15 protein-coding genes are annotated in these 19,595 nt (G+C 62.9%); 6 read left to right on the top strand and 9 right to left on the bottom strand.

Annotation, left to right across the window (positions count from 1 at the left end; genetic code table 11):
- Positions 1–90 precede the first annotated feature (90 nt).
- Both E7T06_RS11980 and E7T06_RS11975 read right to left on the bottom strand, forming a co-directional pair.
- Positions 91–2,376 carry an endonuclease MutS2 gene (locus E7T06_RS11980; RefSeq protein WP_136366017.1) on the bottom strand — a complete coding sequence of 762 codons (2,286 nt, stop codon included), beginning with the start codon at positions 2,374–2,376 and terminating at the stop codon, positions 91–93.
- Between the two features lie 355 nt (positions 2,377–2,731).
- Positions 2,732–5,017, bottom strand: coding sequence for a bifunctional (p)ppGpp synthetase/guanosine-3',5'-bis(diphosphate) 3'-pyrophosphohydrolase (locus E7T06_RS11975; RefSeq protein ID WP_136366053.1), 2,286 nt, complete (start codon positions 5,015–5,017; stop codon positions 2,732–2,734).
- A gap of 710 nt (positions 5,018–5,727) precedes the next feature.
- Between E7T06_RS11975 and E7T06_RS11970 the strand changes: the two genes are divergently transcribed.
- Together E7T06_RS11970 and E7T06_RS11965 are read left to right on the top strand one after the other, a co-directional pair.
- On the top strand, positions 5,728–6,582 hold the full coding sequence (locus E7T06_RS11970; RefSeq protein ID WP_240741025.1) for a glucodextranase DOMON-like domain-containing protein: 855 nt from the start codon (positions 5,728–5,730) through the stop codon (positions 6,580–6,582).
- Positions 6,579–7,469 carry an EamA family transporter gene (locus E7T06_RS11965; protein ID WP_136366016.1) on the top strand — a complete coding sequence of 297 codons (891 nt, stop codon included), beginning with the start codon at positions 6,579–6,581 and terminating at the stop codon, positions 7,467–7,469. Before E7T06_RS11970 ends, E7T06_RS11965 begins: the two co-directional genes overlap by 4 nt.
- Positions 7,470–7,624: 155 nt before the next feature.
- Here the strand turns inward: E7T06_RS11965 and E7T06_RS11960 are convergent, their stop codons facing one another.
- Positions 7,625–8,893 (bottom strand): DUF4127 family protein, encoded by a 1,269-nt coding sequence (locus E7T06_RS11960; protein WP_136366015.1) that lies wholly within the window; start codon positions 8,891–8,893, stop codon positions 7,625–7,627.
- A 246-nt stretch (positions 8,894–9,139) separates the two neighbouring features.
- Between E7T06_RS11960 and E7T06_RS11955 the strand changes: the two genes are divergently transcribed.
- Together E7T06_RS11955 and E7T06_RS11950 are read left to right on the top strand one after the other, a co-directional pair.
- On the top strand, positions 9,140–10,300 hold the full coding sequence (locus E7T06_RS11955; RefSeq protein WP_136366051.1) for an ABC transporter permease: 1,161 nt from the start codon (positions 9,140–9,142) through the stop codon (positions 10,298–10,300).
- On the top strand, positions 10,297–11,013 hold the full coding sequence (locus E7T06_RS11950; RefSeq protein ID WP_205750915.1) for an ABC transporter ATP-binding protein: 717 nt from the start codon (positions 10,297–10,299) through the stop codon (positions 11,011–11,013). Before E7T06_RS11955 ends, E7T06_RS11950 begins: the two co-directional genes overlap by 4 nt.
- Before the next feature lie 99 nt (positions 11,014–11,112).
- On the opposite strand, the gene E7T06_RS11945 is transcribed toward E7T06_RS11950, so the two are convergent.
- The 3 genes from E7T06_RS11945 to E7T06_RS11935 all read right to left on the bottom strand — a co-directional run bounded on the left by E7T06_RS11945 (position 11,113) and on the right by E7T06_RS11935 (position 14,417).
- Complete coding sequence (locus tag E7T06_RS11945) at positions 11,113–12,606, bottom strand: tripartite tricarboxylate transporter permease (RefSeq protein WP_136366014.1); 1,494 nt, start codon at positions 12,604–12,606, stop codon at positions 11,113–11,115.
- Positions 12,606–13,133, bottom strand: a complete 528-nt coding sequence (locus E7T06_RS11940; protein ID WP_168733506.1) for a tripartite tricarboxylate transporter TctB family protein — start codon at positions 13,131–13,133, stop codon at positions 12,606–12,608. The genes E7T06_RS11945 and E7T06_RS11940 overlap by 1 nt, the downstream gene beginning before the upstream one ends.
- Before the next feature lie 318 nt (positions 13,134–13,451).
- Positions 13,452–14,417, bottom strand: coding sequence for a tripartite tricarboxylate transporter substrate-binding protein (locus E7T06_RS11935; RefSeq protein ID WP_136366013.1), 966 nt, complete (start codon positions 14,415–14,417; stop codon positions 13,452–13,454).
- Positions 14,418–14,777: 360 nt separating this feature from the next.
- Between E7T06_RS11935 and E7T06_RS11930 the strand changes: the two genes are divergently transcribed.
- Positions 14,778–16,364, top strand: coding sequence for a sensor histidine kinase (locus tag E7T06_RS11930; RefSeq protein ID WP_240741029.1), 1,587 nt, complete (start codon positions 14,778–14,780; stop codon positions 16,362–16,364).
- The gene (locus E7T06_RS11925) at positions 16,361–17,074 is read left to right on the top strand and encodes a response regulator (RefSeq protein WP_136366012.1); all 714 of its coding nucleotides are present in this window, start codon (positions 16,361–16,363) and stop codon (positions 17,072–17,074) included. The genes E7T06_RS11930 and E7T06_RS11925 overlap by 4 nt, the downstream gene beginning before the upstream one ends.
- A gap of 1,075 nt (positions 17,075–18,149) precedes the next feature.
- Here E7T06_RS11925 and E7T06_RS11915 read toward each other — a convergent pair.
- From E7T06_RS11915 to E7T06_RS11905, 3 genes are all read right to left on the bottom strand, one after another.
- Positions 18,150–18,569 (bottom strand): inorganic diphosphatase, encoded by a 420-nt coding sequence (locus E7T06_RS11915; protein WP_240741024.1) that lies wholly within the window; start codon positions 18,567–18,569, stop codon positions 18,150–18,152.
- Entirely contained in the window at positions 18,566–18,949 is a 384-nt protein-coding gene (locus E7T06_RS11910) for a hypothetical protein (protein ID WP_136366011.1), read from the bottom strand. Before E7T06_RS11910 ends, E7T06_RS11915 begins: the two co-directional genes overlap by 4 nt.
- A 71-nt stretch (positions 18,950–19,020) precedes the next feature.
- Positions 19,021–19,503, bottom strand: a complete 483-nt coding sequence (locus E7T06_RS11905) for a transposase (protein ID WP_168733505.1) — start codon at positions 19,501–19,503, stop codon at positions 19,021–19,023.
- Positions 19,504–19,595: the final 92 nt, after the last annotated feature.

The raw sequence follows: 19,595 nt of genomic DNA, 5'->3' as shown, positions 1-19,595 counted from the left end.
GCATCCTGCCTGTTTTGAAGATGAATTACGTGATCGGGCTTACACAGAAACCGAAATTTGCATCTTCAGACACTGGGGAAGAATGGAAGTTCAGCGTTTCACATTCACAATCGTCACGCCGTGCCCGCCCTGATTGGTTTCAGCGTCATGGAAGGATTCCACCCGTTTGTCGTTCTTGAGGTACTCGCGCAGTAAACGGCGCAATACGCCTTGGCCTTTGCCGTGAACCACCCGCAACGGGCTTTCCTTGAGCGCGTGCGCTTCCAGAATCGCGGTTCTGAGTTCTTCTACAGCTTCCTCTACACCCATGCCGCGCAGTTGCAATTCATTTTGAAAAGTGCTTTTGGTGGTTCCGACGAACACGCGGGGCGCTTTGACTTTGGCCTCCTGCTTCACGCGCACGTCACGGCGCTTCACGCCCACCTTCATCACGCCGAGCTGCACCACGAGGTCGTCGCCGCGCAGTTCCAGCACTTGCCCAGTGGCGTTGTAGGCGGGCACATCCACGTTGCTGCCCACGCGGATCGGGTCGCCGCGTTCCTCACGGGGGGCGGGCGGCGCGGGGCGGGCCTTCTGCGCGGCGGTTCTCAGGTCACGGAGTTCCTGCATCACGCGGGGGCGGGCCACGTCTTCTTGGGCGCGGGCGCGCAGGGTTCGCACACGCTCTATGGCGTCGGCATACAGGGTTTCGGCCTTTTGCGCGGCTTCGGCCAGCATCTCGTTGCGCCTCTGCTCCAGCGTTTCTCGTTCCTGCCGCACGCGGGCCAGTTCGGTTTCGGTGTCGCGGCGGGCCGATACGGCGGCGGCCAACTGCTCCGACAGGTCAGCCCGCTCGTGTTCCAGCCCTTCCAGCATCCGTTCCATCAGGCCCGCGTTGGGGCCAAGCAGGGTTTCGGCCCGCACCAGCACGTCTTCGGGAAGCCCCATGCGGCGCGCAATCGCCAGCGCGTAACTGCGTCCGGGCTGCCCCACTTGCAGGTGATAAGTGGGCGCGAGGGTCGCCAGATCAAAGCCCATGCTGGCGTTGCGCAGCCCCGGCGTTTCCAGCGCAAACTGCTTGAGGGGCGACAGGTGCGAGGTGATGATGCCCCGCGCATTCTGCCCCAGCAGTTGCTCAATGAGGGCCTGAGCCAAAGACGCGCCCTCGTCGGGGTCGGTGCCGCTGCCCAACTCGTCGATGAGTACCAGCGTATCGGGGGCCGCATGCCGCAGCACGAAGCGCAGGTGCTTGAGGTGACTGGCAAAGGTAGACAGGCTGGCTTCGATGCTCTGTTCGTCGCCAATGTCTACCAAAACGTCGCGCACGACGGGGAGTTTGGCACTCGCTGCCGCCACGTACATCCCGCACTGGTGCATCAGGACGGCCAGCCCCAGCGTTTTGAGGGTGGCCGTTTTGCCGCCCATGTTCGGCCCGGTAATCAGCAGCAGCTTGATGTCTCCGAGGCGAATATCGTTGGCCACAGGATGTTCGATCAGGGGATGCCGAGCTTCGCGCAGGTCGTAGGCGTTGTCGGTCACAGGTTCGGGGCGGTTCAGTCGCCAGTCGCGGGCCAAGCGGGCTTTGGCGGCGATCAGGTCGAGCGTACCGATGGTGGAGAGCGTCAGGGGCACATCCGGGTCGGCGGCCAACAGGCCCGACAACTCGGTCAGAATCCGGCGTACTTCGGCCTCTTCATCCAGAATCAGGCGGGCCAGTTCGTTGTTCAGCGGCGTGACGGTGGCGGGTTCTACAAAATAGGTCTGCCCGGTGGCGGAAGCGTCCACGATGATGCCCTGCACCTGCCCGACGCGGCTGGCCTGCACGGGCAGCACATAGCGGTCACGGCGAATGGTCACGATATTTTCCTGCAACACGTCGGCCCAACGTTCCAGCGTGGCCGAGAGCTTTTCCCGAATACGGCTCCGCAACGGCTCTATGCGCTTGCGGAGGTCGCGCAGGCGGGGGCTGGCATCGTCGCGCACCTGTCCGTCCCTATCGAGTGCGCCTAGTACGCGCCGCACCAGTTCGCTGTGGTCGGCTAGGCCCGTCGCCACTTCTCGCAATGGCCCCCGCGAATTGGCCCCGATGGCCCGCTTGACGGTCATCGCGCCGTCTAGCGAGTAGGCAGCCGTCAGCAGATCGCTGCCCGACAAGACCCGGCCTTCTATGGCCCGCCCATGCAAGTCGCGGATGTCCTGAATCCCGCCGAGGCTCAGGCTCACGCCGAACATGGCGTCTTCGACTTCGTTCAGTTCGCGGGCAATCCGGCCCGCATCCGCCGAAGGCTCCAGCGCCTGCGCCCGCTCCACCCCCAACGAGGTGGCGCTTCGCTCGGCCAAGGCGTGGCGGATACGGGGAAAATCAAGGGCAGACAGGGCGCGGGCATCGAACGACATCGCCTGTGAGCATAACAAGGTGGGGCGGTTGGAATCGTGCGCCGTGTGGCTTAGGGAAAGTTTGGGAATGGGGGTTGGAGATTGGGATTGTGGGTGAACCCTCCCGTTGCTGACGCAACGCCCCCCTTAAAGGTGGGGAGTAAAAGCTTTTTGCCTCCCCTTGAGGGGAGGTGGCCCCGAAGGGGTCGGAGGGGTTTACACGCAACTGAAATTTAAGTTTGTGGGCGAACCCCCCATTGCTAACGCAACGCCCCCCCTTAGAGGGGAGGACAAGGGCGCTTTTGCGCTCCCCTTTAAGGGGGGCTGGCTGCGAAGCAGACTGGAGGGTTCACCCAGAAACTAGGACTCCATTCCCCTACGCGCTCATCCCATTCTTCCGCGCCCCACCCTTGCCGCCCCGGCCCGCCCGCACGATGTCCTGCACGCCCTGCACGCGCAAAATGGCCGTGCGTACCAACTCTAAGTCGGCGTTGCCCGTGACCGCCATTCGCAGGTGAATGTGCGCGGTATTGTCGGCATTCACGCCCGCTTCTATCTTCATGGGGCTGCGTTTTTCGGCGCTCAGGACACCCAAAATGTCGGCCAGCAGGCCCGGACGATCCGGCGCGATCACGTCCAAATCCACAATCGTGCCGCCCGGTGTACCTGCATCCCAACTGGCGGCGATACAGCGTTCGGGTTCGTCCTTCAACAAACGGATCATGTTGGGGCAGTCGATCCGGTGAACGCTGACGCCCCGGCCCCGCGTGAGGTAGCCCATGATCTGGTCGCCGCGAATAGGGTTGCAGCATTGAGACAGCTTGCTGGAGGTAGTCAGGCCCTCCACGTATACGCCGCCGGGTTCGGGCGTGCGGGGCGTGACTGGGCCACGTTTGCTGGGGCTAGCCGGGGCCTGCTCCTGCGCCAAACTGGGCGACAGGATGCGGGCCACCACGCTGGGCGTCGTTTTGCCGGAGTGCAGCGCAAAATACAGGTCGTCGGGATTGCGCGTGCCCATCAGCTTGTGGGCGGCGTCTTCCAGCAGCTGCGTTCTCATCAGTTGACGCACCGCCAGTTGCCGTTTCCGCAAATACCGCTCCAACAAATCGTGCCCATGCTTCAGCGCTTCGTCGCGCTCCTGAGTACGAAAATGGTGCCGGATTTTGGAGCGGGCACTGCGGGTAATCGTAAAGTTCAGCCAATCGCGGCTGGGATGGCCGTTTTTGCTGGTCACAATCTGCACCATGTCGCCGTTGCCCAATTTATGAGACAGCGGCACGATGGAACCGTTGACCCGCGCCCCCACCGTCGTTTCCCCAATGCGGGTGTGAATGTGGTACGCAAAATCGACGGCGGTGCTGCCCACAGGCAAACTGATGGCGAGGCCCTTGGGCGTAAACACCCGCACGCGCTGGCTCAGGATGTCGGTTTTCACGGCGTCCATGTAGTCGCTGGCGTCGTTGATCTCGTTTTGCAACTCACGCAACTGCAAAATCCAGTTTTCGCGGTCACGCTGCGCCAACTGTGCGCCCTGCTTGTACATCCAGTGCGCCGCCACGCCGTATTCGGCCACCTCATGCATCCGCAGGCTGCGAATCTGCACCTCTATCGGCTGCCCACTCTGGGTAATCACAGTGGTATGCAGGCTCTGGTACCCGTTGGGCTTGGACACGGCGATGTAGTCCTTAAAGCGCCCCGGCAGCGGCGTCCACATCGAATGCACGATAGAAACGGTGTGGTAGCAGATGCGTTTCTCGCGGGTCTGCTCGGCGCGTTCACGCCGCTTTTCATCGGTTCCGGGCGGCACGATCAGGTCTTTGGGCTTCAGGATCACGCGGATCGCCAGCAGATCGAAAATCTGTTCCAGCGCCTTGCCCTCTTTTTGCATCTTGTTGTGAATGCTCCAGAGATGCTTGCTGCGGCCCGAAATATCGATGTCGCTGACCCATTCCGGCAACTCCAGATCATCGATCAGGGCGTCTTGAAGCTGCGCCACCGCCCCTTGTATCAGCGCGTCACGCTCTTCCTGCTTGGTTCTCAGGCGGGTTTGCAGGTACTCGTAGGCGTCGGGTTGCAAGTAGCGGAAGCTGAGGTCTTCCAGCTCCCACTTGATCTGCCCGATGCCCAAGCGGTGCGCCAGCGGAGCAAAAATCTCCATCGTTTCGCGGGCGATGCGCTGCTGTTTTTCGGGCTTCATGCTGCCCAAAGTCCTCATATTGTGCAGGCGGTCGGCCAATTTCACCACGATAATCCGGATATCGGCGGTCATGGCGATCAGCATTTGGCGCAGGTTTTCGGCCTGCATATCGCGCCCAGCGTCTTTCACCTCGGCGGCTTGGCTGCCCTGCTTGCTCAGCTTGCTGACCTTAGTTTCGCCTTCTACGATGCGCCGCACATCGGGGCCAAACTCCGATTCGATCAGTTCGAAGGTGATGCCGTCCACGTCCTCTACAGTGTCGTGCAGCAGGCCCGCCATCAGGCTGTCGGTGTCCATGCCCAGCCGCGCCAGAATGACCGCCACCGCCACCGGATGCGTGATGTACGGCTCGCCACTTTTGCGGTTCACGCCGTCGTGGGCGTCGCGGGAGAAGATGTAAGCCTTCTCCACCCGCTCCTGCTCGGCCTCTGGGCGTTCGGAAATCAGCACGCGCAGTTCGGCCATGCCGTGTTCGTCGGTGCGGGCAGCTTCTGGCTCCGGCACATGAGGGTCAGCGGGCAGGTTAGAGGGGTTGCTGTTTGGCGGGCCGGACACGCGGGGCAGCATAGCGCGGCGGTGGCCCGCACACGGAGAGCCACGTCACCGGACGGTCAGGTCATGCCCCCATCTCCCCCACTACACCGCCCCCACTCCACAGCAAAAGCGCCTACCCGCAAGTAAGCGCCCTGAGTTCAGTTTGGGTTAACCACGGAGAGAAGTGAGGGAGATGATCCTCAGCGGCGTTCGCGGACGCGCACGGGAATCGGGACGGGTTGCAACTGGCGGGGAGGCTGGACAGCGCCCTTCAGCGTTTCGCGCAACCAATCTATGAACTCGCGTAAGCCCTTCACCCCCCTAGTGTAAGCCCCGTTTTGTGGAACAAATGCGGGCAAGCTGACCGTGACTTTACATTCAGGGTGTTGGGCAAAAGAGCGGGACAGTGGGCTATATGAATGGCCGCCCGAATAGTGTGATGCATGGGCGAAAAAAGCCGACTGGCAAGCGTGCAGACTTTTGGGGAAGCCTTGAGGCCCGCGGCTGAAGCGAGATCAAGACCACATGAATGCCCCCAATAAGGTGGGACACAGATAGGTTAGGCGGTTGAACTGCGGGGCCACGAATAAGCTCGGCCTCATCACCCGTCCTTTACGCGGCCCTGACCTATACTTGCGGGCGTGCTGTTGCCCGTTTCGCTCTTGTCTGCACCCATGTTGTCTGTGCCTCTGTTGTTTGCCGCCCTCTTTTCTTACCCCGACCCGGCAGGCGATGCACGCGGCGATGGCGGCTACGTGCTGCCTACCCGCCCCGCCATCAGCGCCGACGCGCTAGACTTGCGCGAATTCCGGGCCGAAGCACCGGGCAAAGTGCCGAAAAATACCTTGCCGCTGCTTCAGGGTACAGCCAAGCCAACGGTTGGAATGCGCTTTACGGTGGGACTGGGGCGCATAGAGAACCCTTGGGGCTTACCTTCCGGCTTTTCGGCAGGCGTCACCGATATTTTTGTGAAATCTCCGCTGGGCACAGTGCGGGCGCTGGGGACTCTGGGCCTGAACGTGCGCGGGGCCGGGGGCTGGCAATACCATGTGCGCGTGACCGGAGCCGGGGCCACACTGGAAGGTTTGCCCAGCGAGCAAGACAGCGCAGCCTCCCCTCTGACCCAAAAGCCTGTGCCGATGGCGGCTCCCACCGTCACCGTAGAAGGCACCAATCTGGTCATCGACACCGCGATCCCCTCTGGACAGTACGCGTATTGGGTCACCAACAGCGTGTATTCGCCCATCAGTGCCGACGGCATCTTGCGGCCATCTACCGGGCCAGATACTTCGGCGCTTCAGGCCAGCCGCGCCAGTGCACCCGCCCCGGTAGACGTGCTGGCCGCGCCCGACGATACGGCGGTGTATACGCTGGACACGCTGGCCCCGGTAGGACAAACCCGCGACAGCCGCACATTGTTACTGGCCGGGGTGGGCGGCGTGGGCCTGCTGCTGACGGTGCTGGCAACGGTGCTGGTGTGGCGCAGACGCACATGACGAACAACGCCCCAGCGCAGGCAAAAGCCGCTGGCTGGAGCCGCACCATTCCCGCCCCGCTGCTGATTCTGACGGCGGCGTTTCTGTGGGGCCTGCTGGGAATATTCGGCAAGAATGTGCAGGCGGCGGGCGTGGGGCCATTGGAAGTGGCCTTCTGGCGGGCAGTGTTGGGCGGCGGCCTCTTTGCAGCCCACGCCGCGCTGATTCGTGCGCCCTTGCCGCGTGGACGCGATTTTTGGATTACGGCAGCGTTCGGCATCGCAGGCGTCAGCATCTTTTACGGCTCTTACCAATTGGCGGTGCGGGCAGGCGGCGCAAGTTTGGCGAGCGTGCTGCTGTACACGGCCCCGGCGTTCGTAGCCCTCTTCGGCTGGGCCGTTTTGCGCGAACGCTTGGGCAAACGCGACGTACTGGCGGTGGCCGGAACCTTGGCGGGCATCGCCCTGATCAGCTTGGGCGGTGGCAAGGGCGTCACCGTATCGGCGGCGGCACTGGCATTCGGCCTGATCGCCGGATTCACCTACAGCCTGTATTACCTGTACGGCAAAGCGTTTTTTGGCCGCTACTCGCCGCCCGGGCTACTGGCTGTGGCCTTGCCGGTGGGCGCATTGGGCCTGCTGCCCTTTGTAGACTTCAGCGCCAAAACGCCCGCTGCATGGACTGGGCTGGGAGCCATGGCCTTCCTGTCTACCTACCTCGCCTACACCGCCTACAGCCTCGGGCTGCCGCGCCTGCCCGCCACCCGCGCCAGCGTGATTGCCAGCCTAGAACCGGTGGTGGCCGCTGCGTTGGCCGCGTGGCTGTTTGCCGAACGCTTGTCGGTCACGGCGTTGCTGGGCGCAGCATTGGTCATCGGGGCGGCGTTGCTGCTGAGTTTGAAGGACTGAGGGACAGAGTTTGGCCGGAGACGTTGGCGTGTAAACCCCCCCGTTGCTGACGCAACGCCCCCCCTTAAAGGTGGGGACTTAACAGCTGTTGCGCTCCCCTTGATGGGGGCTGGCTGCAAAGCAGACTGGGGGGTTCACACGCCACATCAGCACCCTCACCACCCACCCTTCAAGTCAAAGTTCCACTCGAAGCTCCGGCCCCAAGGTAAGTCGGCGGCGTTGAGGGTATAGGTTTGGCCCACCCGCAGCGGAAAATAATCGGCAGCCAATTTAAGCAGCGCGGCTTGACCCTGCGGTGTATTCAGTTGGTTTTCGGGCACAGCTTTTCGCAGGGCGGCCCGCAACTCGGCGCTATAGATGATGTCGTTGGCGTATTCGCGGGCCAGCAGCGCGTCTTGGCGCACGGCGTCCACACCGCCCAAGGTGAGTTTGGCGTGAGCCAAAGCCGTGCCCAAGTTGTTGCCGGGGGTTCCCCATGCCGCGAGCGAGCGCAAGTTGGCAGGTTGGCGCAACACGGCCAAATCTGACCACAGGCGCGTATTACCCAAATTCACCTTTTCCACGTCGGCCACCGCCACCGGGCCAGCCCGCAAGAGGGCGCTGATTCGCACGGCGGCGCGGCGCGGGTCTCCTCCATTGAACACATACAGCGTCAGGTCAGCCGGGCCAGAGGAAACAACGCGGTAGCCGCTGCCCTCAGCGTGGTTGCGGGCGCTCTGAGTCAGCGGAATGCCCTCATAGCGGATCACGGCTTCTGCCGCCTTGGCATCGCTGTATTCCACACGCACCGTGTTGGGGGCGGGAGCGAGGGCGCGGGCCGCCAACATCGACAAAACCTCGTCGGCACCGGGATACACGCGCACGTTGGCCGGGGCCGTTTGCGCCAGCGCCGCGCTTTCTGCTGGGGCAGGGCTACCGGGCAACGCATCGTCCCAAGCGATGTGCAGTTCGGCAAACACACCTTCCCGCGCCCATTCGATCATCCGGCGCGTCACTTCTAGATTGCGCTCCCGGTTGGTAGCGTCCGGCTCGCGCGGCAGCGTGATGAAGGCGTATACAGGCTGCCCCGTGCGAGTTTTCCAGTCCTTCAGCGGGGCCAAGCGTGCCAGCGCCTCATCGGTGGTGAGGGCACTGGTGCGCGACTGCACGAGACCGCCATACGCGAGGGCGTCCAGCGCCACAACGAGCGGGCCGCCGATAGGTTGGGCATTCAGCCAAGCGGTGAGGGCTGCCGGGTCTGCGCCGCGTGTGGCATTGCCTAAGAGTTCGGTGGGCACGACGCGCACTTCACGCCCATTGAGGCCCGCGATGAGGGCAGGCAGCACCCGCGTGGCAGGCCGGGAATCCAGCGGAATAAAGGTCTGTGCGCCCGCATGGAACAGGCCCGTAGACAGCAAGGAGAGGAGAAAGGCAGGCTTGAGCATGGGCTTCAGGCTAGAGGGCGGGCGCTAGGAAAGATGAGAAGGGGGGAATGTTCTGCTGAGGGTGTGGGTGAACCCCCCCGTTGCTCCGCAACGCCCCCCCTTAGAGGTGGGGACAAAAGCTGCCACGCACTTCCTAGACCCTTTGACCCTAGACCCTTAGACCAAGCCCCCGTAACCCGCGCCTACCCCTCTTCGCAACACTTCCCGTCTTTTGTCCTGACATTTCGGCGTACCTTACATCTCATGATGTCTTGGGGAGATTTGTGGGCGCTGGCGTGGCGAGGACTCACGCGGCGGCCTGTGCGGACGCTGCTGACGGCGCTGGGAATCACAGTGGCCGTCGCCAGCATGGTGGTTTTTCTTTCTCTGGGCGAAGGAATTCGCAAGGTGTTTACCAGCGAACTCGGCGGCATCGGACCAGATGTGCAGGTCAGCCTCAGCGGATTTACGCAGGGCTTTGCGCCCCAGCCCAATTTGCCTGAAACGGCAGTAGGCGATATTCAAAAGCTGGCGACTGAACTTAAAATTACGTCGGTGACGCCAGTCGTGATGAGCGTGCGGAGCAGTTTGGACGTGTCGCAAAGTGTGGTGCTGTACGGCCTACCCGCCGCGCAGGGCATCAGCACGGTGTTTCCCAAAATCGTGCCCGCCACAGGCCGCGCCCTGATTGCTGGCGATGAGGGTCAAAAAGTAGCCGTAGTGGGAGCCAAAGCTGCCGAAAACCTGCGTCTGAAGGTGGGCAGCACGCTGAACCTCACGCGCCGGACTTCGGTGAAGGTAGTCGGCGTGCTGGCGCAAGAATCTGGGTTGGTAGATTCCTTCATCTTCTTGCCACTGCGTACCCTGCAAGATGCGGAAGGCGCGACTGGGCGGGTGTCGCTGGTGGCCCTGAAGCTGGAAAACCCCCGTGACGCCCGCGCTGTGGCTACCGCCCTTGCCAAGCGCCTCAATTTGGAAGCGTCTACCCAATCGGACTTCCTGAGCTTTGTAGAACGCGCCCTCCGAATCAGTGATGCGGTGCGCTTCGGCATCAGCTTAATTGCGCTGATCGTGGGCGGGCTGGCCGTCGCCAATACCGTGATGATGGGTGTCTTCGAGCGCACCCGCGAGTTTGGAACCTTGCGGGCCATCGGCGCACGCCCCGGCTTCGTGCGGGCGCTGGTGCTGACCGAATCGCTGTTGCTGGCGCTGGCAGGCGGCGTGGGTGGCATTATTCTGGGACTGGCGGGCATTTGGGGCGTGAATCTGTACACCCAAAATCTGGCCGGAATAGACGCGGCGGCCCTCACCCCGCGTTTGACGTTGCTCGCGCTGGGCATCAGCATTTTGCTGGGGCTGCTGTCGGGGCTGCTGCCCTCGCGCAGTGCCAGCCGCATCAGCATCACCGATGCACTGGGGCGCGTATGACTTCCTCTGCAACTTTGGCCGCCACCGTCACCCCCGACGCCACCCGCCCCGCCCTCGTGACTCAGGACCTCTCGCGCATTTATCCCAGCGGTGAAGGTTCTGTGACCGCCCTCGCCCCGTTTACCCACACCTTCCCGCAAGGCCTGACGGCAGTGGTAGGGCCGAGTGGCAGCGGCAAAAGCACCCTGCTGAACCTGTTGGCGGGCTTCGACACCCCCAGTTCCGGGCGCGTGGTGGTGGGCGGCACCGATTTGCACAGTCTGTCCGAAGCGGGCCGTGCCGACTTCAGGCTCAAGCATTACGGTTTCGTGTTCCAGAACCACAACCTCGTGACCATCCTGAGTGCGCTGGAAAATGTGGAATTCCCGCTGACCTTGGCTGGAATGAAGCCCAAAGAACGCCGCGAACGCGCCCGCGAACTGCTGGAGCGCGTGGGATTGGGCAACCGCGCCACCCACCTTCCCGGCCAACTGTCGGGCGGAGAGGCGCAGCGGGTGGCGATTGCCCGTGCATTGGCGTGTGACCCCGCCGTGCTGCTGGCCGACGAACCCACCGGAAATCTGGACACCCGCACGGGTCAGAAGGTGCTGGATTTGCTGACCGCGCAGGCGCAGGGGGGCCGCACGGTGGTGCTGATTACCCATGACCGCGATGTGGCGGCGTTGGCGAACCATACGTTGCGGGTGCGGGATGGGGTTGTGACGGGGGAGTAGGGCGCGGGATGCGGGTTGTAGAAACGTCAAACTGAACGTGGAACGTGGATCGTGGTCAAGCTCTAACCACGTTCCACGTTCCACTGTCCACGTTCTAGATCAACTCACCACTGACGCCTTTCTACTTTTCAACACCGCCGGAACGATCAGCGACAGCGCCACGATAAACAGAATAAACGCGCTGAGCGGCTGGCGAACGAAGGTGCTGTAATCGCCGTTGCTTTGCTGCAAAGCGGTGCGGGAAAAGTTTTCGGCGGTTGGCCCCAGAATCACGCCGATGATGGCGGGCGTGACGGGAAAATCGAAGCGGCGCATGCCGTAGCCGATGATGCCGAACAGGGCCAGCAGGAACAAATCGAACACGCTGTTGTTGAGGCTGTACACGCCCACCGTGGAAAACACGAGGATTCCGGCATAGAGGAACGGGCGCGGGATCAGCAGGAGTTTGGCCCACACAGGCGCGAGGGGCAAGTTCAGCGCCAGCAACATCACGTTACCGATGTAGAGGCTGGCAATCAAGCCCCACACGAGTTCCGGGCTGGTAATGAACAGCAGCGGCCCCGGCTGAAGCCCATACTGCTGAAAAGCGGCCAGCAAAATAGCGGCGGTGGCGCTGGTCGGCAGCCCCAGCGTCAGCAGCGGCACGAGTACGCCAGCGGCGGCGGCATTATTGGCGGCTTCGGGGCCAGCCACGCCTTCAATCGCGCCTTTGCCGAATTCTTCGGGGTGCTTGGTCAGGCGTTTTTCCAGCGTGTAGCTGAGGAAGGTGGGGATTTCTGCGCCACCCGCCGGAATCGCGCCGAAGGGGAAACCCAGCGCCGTGCCGCGCAGCCAAGGCTTCCAACTGCGCCGCCAGTCCTCGCGGGTCATGCGGGCGTTGCCTTCCAGCTTGATGACGCTGGCTTTGTCTTTGCGCAGGCGCGAGGCCACATACAGCGTTTCCCCGATGGCAAACAGGCCGATGACCACCGTGACGAATTCTATGCCGTCCAACAGTTCGGGGCGGCCCAGAGTGAAGCGGGCCTGTCCACTTTGCAGGTCAGTGCCGACTAAGCCGATGCACAGGCCGAAAAACAGGCTGATCAGGCCGCGCAGAGGACTCCCGCCAAACGTGGCGCTGATGGTCACGAAGGCCAACATGATCAGCGAAAACTTGGCTTCGGGCCGAATTTGGACGGCGATTTCGGCAATGGCAGGAGCCGCAAAAGTGAGCAGCATGGTGCCGATGGTTCCGGCCACGAATGAACCGATAGCGGCCGTAGCCAAAGCGGCGGCGGCGCGGCCTTTGCGGGCCATTTTATTGCCTTCCAGCGCGGTAATAATGGAGCTGGATTCGCCGGGGGTATTCAGCAAAATAGAGGTAGTAGAGCCGCCGAACATGCCGCCGTAATAGATGCCCGCGAACATGATGAAGGCGCTGACCGGGGGTAGTTTGGCTGTAACGGGCAGCAGCAACGCCACCGTCAGGGCTGGCCCGATGCCGGGCAGCACGCCCACCAGCGTTCCCAAGGTGACGCCCACCAGCGCCCACAGCAGATTGATGGGCGTCAGGGCGGTTTCAAACCCGGCAAACAAAGAGGTGATGGCGTCCATCAGAGAATGCCCTTCAGGATGCCGGGGGGCAAGGTGAGGCCAAGCCCACGCGTAAACAGCAGGTAGGTGATGAGCGCCACGATGAGTGCCACGCCCGCGATGAGGCCGTAGCGCCGCTCACCGAAGGCGAAGGCCACCGTGAAGTACATGACGGCGGTGCCGAACACGAACCCCAGCGGTTGTAGCAGCAGCGTGCCCAGCAGGAAACCGCCCAAAATCAGGCCCGGAGACGCCAGATTCACAGGTGCGTTGGGATCGGTGTCTTCCTCGGTGGCAGGCTCGGCGCGGTGGCCCCGCAACGCCCCGATAGTCAGCAGTACACCCAGCCCCAGCGTGCCGAAACTGACGATCAGCGGGAAGACTTTCGGCCCAACCACCGTGTTCATGCCCGACGTGGCGATCTGGTTGGTGCCGATCAGGAGCAGCACGCCCAACAGCACTACGCCGAGCGCCACCAGCAAGTCGGGCACGCTGATGGGGCGGCGGGAAGAAGGGAGAGCAACGGCGGGTGGCACGGGATCGAGCATGGGAAACCTCTTGGGGAGATGTGGAGTTGGGTTGGGGAGATTTAAGTTGGAAGGCGAACCCCCCCGTTGCTGCGCAACGCCCCCCATAGAGGGGAGGACTTAACAGCTTTTGCGCTCCCCTTAAGGGGGGCTGGCTGCAAAGCAGACTGGGGGGTATACACGCGACTCAAATTGGACTAGGAAGGTGAACCCCCCCGTCGCTCTGCAACGCCCCCCCTTAAGGGGAGGACAAAAGAGGGCGTCTTCTGCAACAAACAGGGGCGAAGTGGCTCTCGTGCTTCCACTTCGCCCCTATTGCTCCGGCTTACTTCAGGGTTCTTACTTCACCAAGCCGATGTCTTGCAAGATGCCCTTCGTCCTGACGGCTTCCAGTTTCAGGAACACGTCGAACTTGCTGCCGCTCATGTACAGATCTGTCCATTTGCGGGTGTTTAGGGTGTCTTTCCACGCTTTGGTCTTGTGCATCTTGTCCAGCGCTGCCACCAGTTCGGCCTTCTGGCTGGCGCTGATGCCGGGGGGGGCCACGATGCCGCGCCAGTTCGCCAGATCAACGTTGTAGCCCTGTGATTTCAGCGTAGGAACGGCAATTCCCGCCTGAGCTTTGGGCGCACTGATGCCGATGGCCCGCAGTTTCCCGGCCTTGATCTGGGCCTCGAATTCGCCGTAGCCTGCCACGCCCGCTGCGACTTGGTTGCCCAACAGGGCCGCCAACGTTTCGCCGCCGCCACTGAAGGGCACGTAGTTCATCTTTTTGGGGTCTACGCCCGCTGCACGCGCCAAGAGGCCCACCAGCATATGATCGGTGCCGCCCGCGCTGCCGCCCGCGAAGGCCACTGCACCGGGGTTGGCCTTCCAAGCGGCCACCAAGTCGGCGGTGTTTTTGTAGGGGCTGCTGGCAGGCACCACGATCACTTCGTACTCACCGGTCAGGCGGGCAATCGGGGTCACGCGGCTCAGGTCGACTTTAGAGTTGTTGGTCTGGATCGCGCCCACCATCACGAGGCCCATCGTCATCAGGAGGTTGCCGTCGCCCTTGGCATTGTAGAGCTGCGCCAGCCCAATCGTGCCGCCTGCTCCGGGCACATTGAAGACCTGCACGGGCTTGACCACGCCTTCGTCTTGCAGCACGGTTTGCAGGGAACGGCTGGTCTGATCCCAGCCACCGCCGGGGGCCGCCGGGGCCATAATCCGCAGGTTGTTGAGGCCCTGAGCGAGGGTGGCAGGCGCGGCCAACAGCAGGGCGGAGAGAGTCAGGACAGCTTTTTTCGTGATTTTTACAGACATGGGTTGCCTCCGGGGGCAGGCCGCGCCAACGGTGGGCGGCTCAAGCAAACTGAGATTGTGGTTGAGATTCACCTTACGCTCACGCCCCTGCCAGCGCAAGGGGTTTAATGCGTCTGACACGGCGTTTTTGGTGACCAGAATGCACAACCGTGAACACAATGCACGCAAGCCCCGTGCCCCTCCCCGCCGCGCCTAGAATGACCCCGATCCCCCGTGACCCGGCCCAAACCGACATTCAATCTGACCGCAGCACCCTTGCCTGCATTGCCGCTGCCTGCACTGTTCCGGCCGCCCGCTTTTTTGCGGCGGCAGGGGATTCAGGGGCGCTTGGTATGGCTGCATTTGCTGGTGCTGTGCGCCATGACGGCCCTACTTGTGCTGGTGCAAACGTGGCAACTGTACGGCGAGGCCCGTGAACGCATTGGCGAGCGGGCAATGACCACCAGCCGGATCGTGTCGCGCCTGCCCAGCATCGTGGCGGGTGCAGAGGCGGGTGTACAGAACGCGGCGCTGAACCTTCAGGTAAACGAAATTCGCGCACAGGCCGAGGCCGATTTTATCGTGGTGGGCAACCGCGCAGGCATCCGGCTGGCGCACCCACTGCCCGACCGCTTGGGGCAGCCGATGGAAGGCGGAGACAACATAGAACCGTTTGCAGGCCGAGAAATTATCAGCGTGGCGCGGGGCAGCCTCGGCGTCAGCGTGCGCGGCAAAGTGCCCGTGAAAAATGCAGCGGGCGTGGTGGTGGGCGTGGTCAGCACGGGCTACTTGATGCCCGCCGCGTGGCATCTGGTGGTGGGCGCGTTGGTGAGTCTTGCCCCTTGGTTCGTGCTGGCGCTGGGGCTGGGCACGGCGGGCGCGATGTTGGTAGCGCGGCGACTGCGGGCCGATATTCTGAACTTGGAACCCGAACAGATTGCCGCGCTGGTGGGCCAACAGCGGGCGGTGCTGGCGGCCCTGCGCGAAGGCGTGATTGCCGTAGACGGACAGGGGATCGTGACGCTCGTGAACAACCGAGCTGCCGAACTGTTGGGGCCGCAGAGTGTCAGTCAACAGCCGACGCCCGCACCTCTGGCCGCCCTCTGGCCCGAATTGGCCGCACTGACCCGTTCCGCTCAATATCCACTTTCGCGCCAACAAAACTTAGAACTGATGTTGAAGGGCCAGCCCATTTTGGTGAACATAGAACCGCTGGGACAGTCTGGGGCCGATGGAGGCGGGTTCGTGGCCGGATTCCGAGACCGCGCCGAAGCAGTGGCCCTAGCCGACGAACTGACGCACGCACGCGGCTTTGTGGATGTTCTGCGTGCCCAAACGCACGAATACCAAAACCGCCTGCATGTGCTGTCGGGCCTGCTGCAACTGGGCCGCCCCGCCGAAGCCCTGCGCGTGCTGAACGCCGAAATCGAGCAGGGCGCACAGTTCCGGCAACTCTTGCGGGATGTGCAGGTGCCCCGGCTGGTGGCACTGCTGGCCGGAAAACGCGAGCGGGCGCAGGAACTCGGCATCGACTTTCAGGTGGCCGAGGGCAGCAATTTATCGGCCCTGTGGGAACGGCACGCCGATACGCTGGTGACGGCGGTGGGCAACCTGACCGAGAACGCATTCGAGGCACTGGCAGGGCAACCCGGCACCGTGACTGTCCTCATTGGTGAAGACCCCGAAGGCGCACAGGTGGAAGTGGAAGACAGCGGCCCCGGCGTGGCGGCAGAGGTGGCGGCCCGGCTGTTTACACGCGGCGCGAGCAGCAAAGGCGAAGGCCGGGGCTACGGGCTGGCGGGCGTGCTGGGGCGGGTGCAAGCGCTGGGCGGGCAAGTCAAGCACACGCGGCGGGGAGGTCATACGGTGTTTCAGGTCAGCTTGCCTGCGCCGGGAAACACTGCACTGGTCAGCGCCGCCTCAGAGCCTACTGTGTCAGAACCTAGTGCGCCGAGGCCCCCAGCATGAGTACGCGGGTGCGGGTGCTGCTGGTAGAAGACGATGTGCGGGTGGCCCGCGTGAACCGGGATCTGCTGGAGCGTGACCCAGACGTACATGTGGTGGGCAGCGCCGCCACCTGTGCCCAAGGCGACGCGCTGGCACAGGCCTTAGCGCCCGACCTGATCTTGCTGGACATCCATTTACCCGATGGCAGCGGGCTGGGGCTACTGAGGCACTGGCGCACGCAGGGCCGCACCACCGATGTGGCTCTGATTACCGCTGCCGACGATGAATTCAGCGTTCGCACGGCGCTGGCACACGGAGCCTTCGATTACCTGATCAAGCCGTTTACTGGGGCAAGGTTGGCCGAATTGGTGGCCCGCCACCGCGCCCGCCACACATCTGTTGCTGCGCCCGCCGCTGCGCCCCGGCTGGATCAGGCCAGCCTAGACCGTCTGCTGGGGGTCACGGCCAGCGCTGCCGAAGCCCTGCCGCGCGGCATAGACCCGCATACGCTGGAGCGGGTGTATCTGGCCTTAGACGACATGGGCCGCCCCACCAACGCCGAAGAAATTGGTGACCGAGTGGCCCTGAGCCGAGTCACCGCTTGGCGCTATCTGGAACATTTGGTGCGGGTGGGCCGTGCCCAATTGGATCATCAATATGGGCTGGCGGGGCGGCCTGCCAAGCTGTACCGGGCGTCGGGAAATCAGGGGGCTGAGGCCTCTGAGAGTTGAGGGCAGGGTTCGGATTGCGCGCCATGAAAAAGTGTCTAAGGGTCTAGGGTCTGAGGGTCTAAGAAAAGCTTCCCAACCGATCTGCACGCCTTTTTGCTCGATCATTGTTGGGCAAAAGAACAGTTGAACAATGTTCCCGCCCAAGTCAAACAATTCACTCTCATTCCACCTGACCCCTGCGTGACCCAACTCCTCTTAAACTGAACCGGAATGTCTGCCCTTCTGCGCCTGCTTCCCGTGCTGCTTTGGCTTGCGGCCTGTGCGCCCATTACGGCGCAGCCGGGCCGGAGTGCCGCGCTTTATCTGGCTGGCCCTGCGCCCGACGTGGTTCTTCTGAGCGTGTCGGGGCGCTGTGGGCCGCCCTGCTTGGCCCCGCGTGACAACTGGGACTACCTGACTTCGCGGGGAACGGTCGACGCGGTGGCCGATGAGATCGCGGCGGCGGGCCTCAGCGTGCAAGTGGCTGCCTACGCCAGCAACGCGGCAGTCGAGTTCGAATCGTTGCAGGTGCAAGCTCCACAACGGGGCTTCGGCGCACTGCTGGCCGACTTTGAACAGATTCAGAAGGGCTGGCTGGCTGGCCCGAATCCGCCGCGTATCGTGTTGCTGGGACACTCGCAGGGGGTGACGTGGCTGCATTACCTCACGCGCTTGTATCCAGAGGTGCCATTTGCCCTTCAGATAGACCTAGACGGCATTTGCACGGCTTGGCGGGCCGATCATACGGCGGGAATACGGGGGCTGCCCGCACCACAAGGCGGCCTGCCTACCGCCCTAAGCGCCTGCGACAGCCTGAGCGTGCCGGGTGCGCCGCTGCTGACACGCGGATCACTGAGCCTGAAGGATGTAGTGTGGCCCAATGTGGCCGCCGACTTGGAGGTGCAGAGCAAGCGCCTGCCCGCCCGCACCAACGGCAGCGGCCTGCTCATCAATTACCTGTTCGATCTGTCCCGCAATGCCCGGCTGGACGGCAGCGCGGCGGGCATCCAGACCTATCTGTCGGCCCGCGAGGATCACAGCGCCGTATCTTATCCGGGCAGTGACGCAGTGGGCTGGGTGCGGGGCCAGTTGCGCGTTATGGCGCGGGAATGGAAGGCGCAGGGGTTGAGGGAGCAGCCAGCGATTCCAGCCACTCCTGCGCCTGCTGCGGCCCCAGCAACGTCGCCCCTCGGTGGGCCGGAAACCACGCCAGCAGCGCCTTAACCTCGTCCTCCAGCTCGCCAAACACAACCTTATGGTCACCATCGGCCAGATGCAGCAGACCAGTAGGCCGCGCCGTGATCTGTGTGCCCACCGCCAGAGGAACACCTAGCCACACGGCGTCTACTTCGGCAGCGTCGGCGGGGTTGAAGGTGCCGGGCAAGCACCCGTAGTTGACGGGCGCGGGTACGGGTTCGGTGCGGTAAGGCTGCAAGGTATCGCCGCGCCAAATCAGGCGTTCGCGGGTGCCTGCGCTCCACTCCACCACGCCCAGCCATTCCCGCGCCTCCGTCACGGCTGCACCTCGTACAATTCTAGTTGCCGCAGCACATTGCCGCTAAACGACAACAGTGCCCGGTAAGCGCCCTGCGTGGGGGCGGTCAGGGCAAAGGTGGCCTTCCGGGTTTCAGCATCTAGGTACACACTGTCGCGGCCCAGTTCCCGGCCTCCATCGAACCACACCACGCTCAGATAATCGGGATCGAATCGGCCATCAAGTGACGCCTGCAACGTCAGTACTTCGCCGCTACGGGTCAGGGTGGCCCCCGTAATCCGCGCCGGAAAATCCACCTTCACTTCGGGCGGAATGAGGGGCACGAAGTTGTAGCGGCAACCGCCGAGAGCCGGAGCCAGCAGCGTCAGCGCGGCGGCAAGTGCGAGGGAATGGGAGAGCATAGCGTCAGTGTAGTGGCAGAGTGTGAACAGGCCTGAGCGAGGCACAGTGTGGTCGACATCAAATACAGCGTTCAATTAATTCTAACACTTTCGTAGTGTCGGCTGAATTTCGTTCGAGCGGCGTGTACGGTGAATTGCCACACGAGTTTAACCTTGGCTCGGTCACGCTGTTCAACCCACGGGATGACCTCAGCCCGCAAGCGTTCCTCGGAGGGCCTGCGCCGATTCAAGCACTGTCGAGATAACGCGCTGAACTCTAACTCCGCCATGGTCAGCCAACTGGCATGTTTGGGGGTACACACCCATTCAAAGCGGCCCACCAAGCGGTGGGCCGCCTCTGGCGTCATGAATGTGGAGAAGCTGCCCCCATGATGGGTGTTCAGGTTGTCCTGCACGAGGGTGATCTGATCGGCCTCTGGATACGCGGCTTCAACCTCAGTCATGAACGCGGAATACTCCTGGGCTGTCCGCGGTGTGGTGACGTGGACGCAGCGGCGTCCGGTCAGGGGTTCAACCGCGAGTAACACGCCGCAACTGCCACATTTTTCGTACATGACGTGAGTTCGGGTTAAGCTTATTGGCGTAATCTAACTTTTAATTCTGTTTTTAAACGAACATTTGGCACAAATTGAGGCTCACTGAGATG

Origin of the sequence: Deinococcus sp. Arct2-2, from assembly GCF_004801315.1 — a bacterium.
Lineage (GTDB): Bacteria > Deinococcota > Deinococci > Deinococcales > Deinococcaceae > Deinococcus.
The sequence above is the reverse complement of the archived record's forward strand: the minus strand, read 5'-3'. Positions and strand labels throughout refer to the sequence as shown.

What these genes read in the sequence shown, in the direction of transcription:
- E7T06_RS11905 (WP_168733505.1), bottom strand. Translation starts at nt 19,503, where the DNA reads ATGTACGAAAAATGTGGCAGTTGCGGCGTGTTACTCGCGGTTGAACCC.
- E7T06_RS11910 (WP_136366011.1), bottom strand. Translation starts at nt 18,949, where the DNA reads ATGCTCTCCCATTCCCTCGCACTTGCCGCCGCGCTGACGCTGCTGGCT.
- E7T06_RS11945 (WP_136366014.1), bottom strand. Translation starts at nt 12,606, where the DNA reads ATGGACGCCATCACCTCTTTGTTTGCCGGGTTTGAAACCGCCCTGACG.
- E7T06_RS11980 (WP_136366017.1), bottom strand. Translation starts at nt 2,376, where the DNA reads ATGTCGTTCGATGCCCGCGCCCTGTCTGCCCTTGATTTTCCCCGTATC.
- E7T06_RS11930 (WP_240741029.1), top strand. Translation starts at nt 14,778, where the DNA reads ATGACGGCCCTACTTGTGCTGGTGCAAACGTGGCAACTGTACGGCGAG.
- E7T06_RS11935 (WP_136366013.1), bottom strand. Translation starts at nt 14,417, where the DNA reads ATGTCTGTAAAAATCACGAAAAAAGCTGTCCTGACTCTCTCCGCCCTG.
- E7T06_RS11925 (WP_136366012.1), top strand. Translation starts at nt 16,361, where the DNA reads ATGAGTACGCGGGTGCGGGTGCTGCTGGTAGAAGACGATGTGCGGGTG.
- E7T06_RS11965 (WP_136366016.1), top strand. Translation starts at nt 6,579, where the DNA reads ATGACGAACAACGCCCCAGCGCAGGCAAAAGCCGCTGGCTGGAGCCGC.
- E7T06_RS11960 (WP_136366015.1), bottom strand. Translation starts at nt 8,893, where the DNA reads ATGCTCAAGCCTGCCTTTCTCCTCTCCTTGCTGTCTACGGGCCTGTTC.
- E7T06_RS11950 (WP_205750915.1), top strand. Translation starts at nt 10,297, where the DNA reads ATGACTTCCTCTGCAACTTTGGCCGCCACCGTCACCCCCGACGCCACC.
- E7T06_RS11940 (WP_168733506.1), bottom strand. Translation starts at nt 13,133, where the DNA reads ATGCTCGATCCCGTGCCACCCGCCGTTGCTCTCCCTTCTTCCCGCCGC.
- E7T06_RS11955 (WP_136366051.1), top strand. Translation starts at nt 9,140, where the DNA reads ATGTCTTGGGGAGATTTGTGGGCGCTGGCGTGGCGAGGACTCACGCGG.
- E7T06_RS11975 (WP_136366053.1), bottom strand. Translation starts at nt 5,017, where the DNA reads ATGGCCGAACTGCGCGTGCTGATTTCCGAACGCCCAGAGGCCGAGCAG.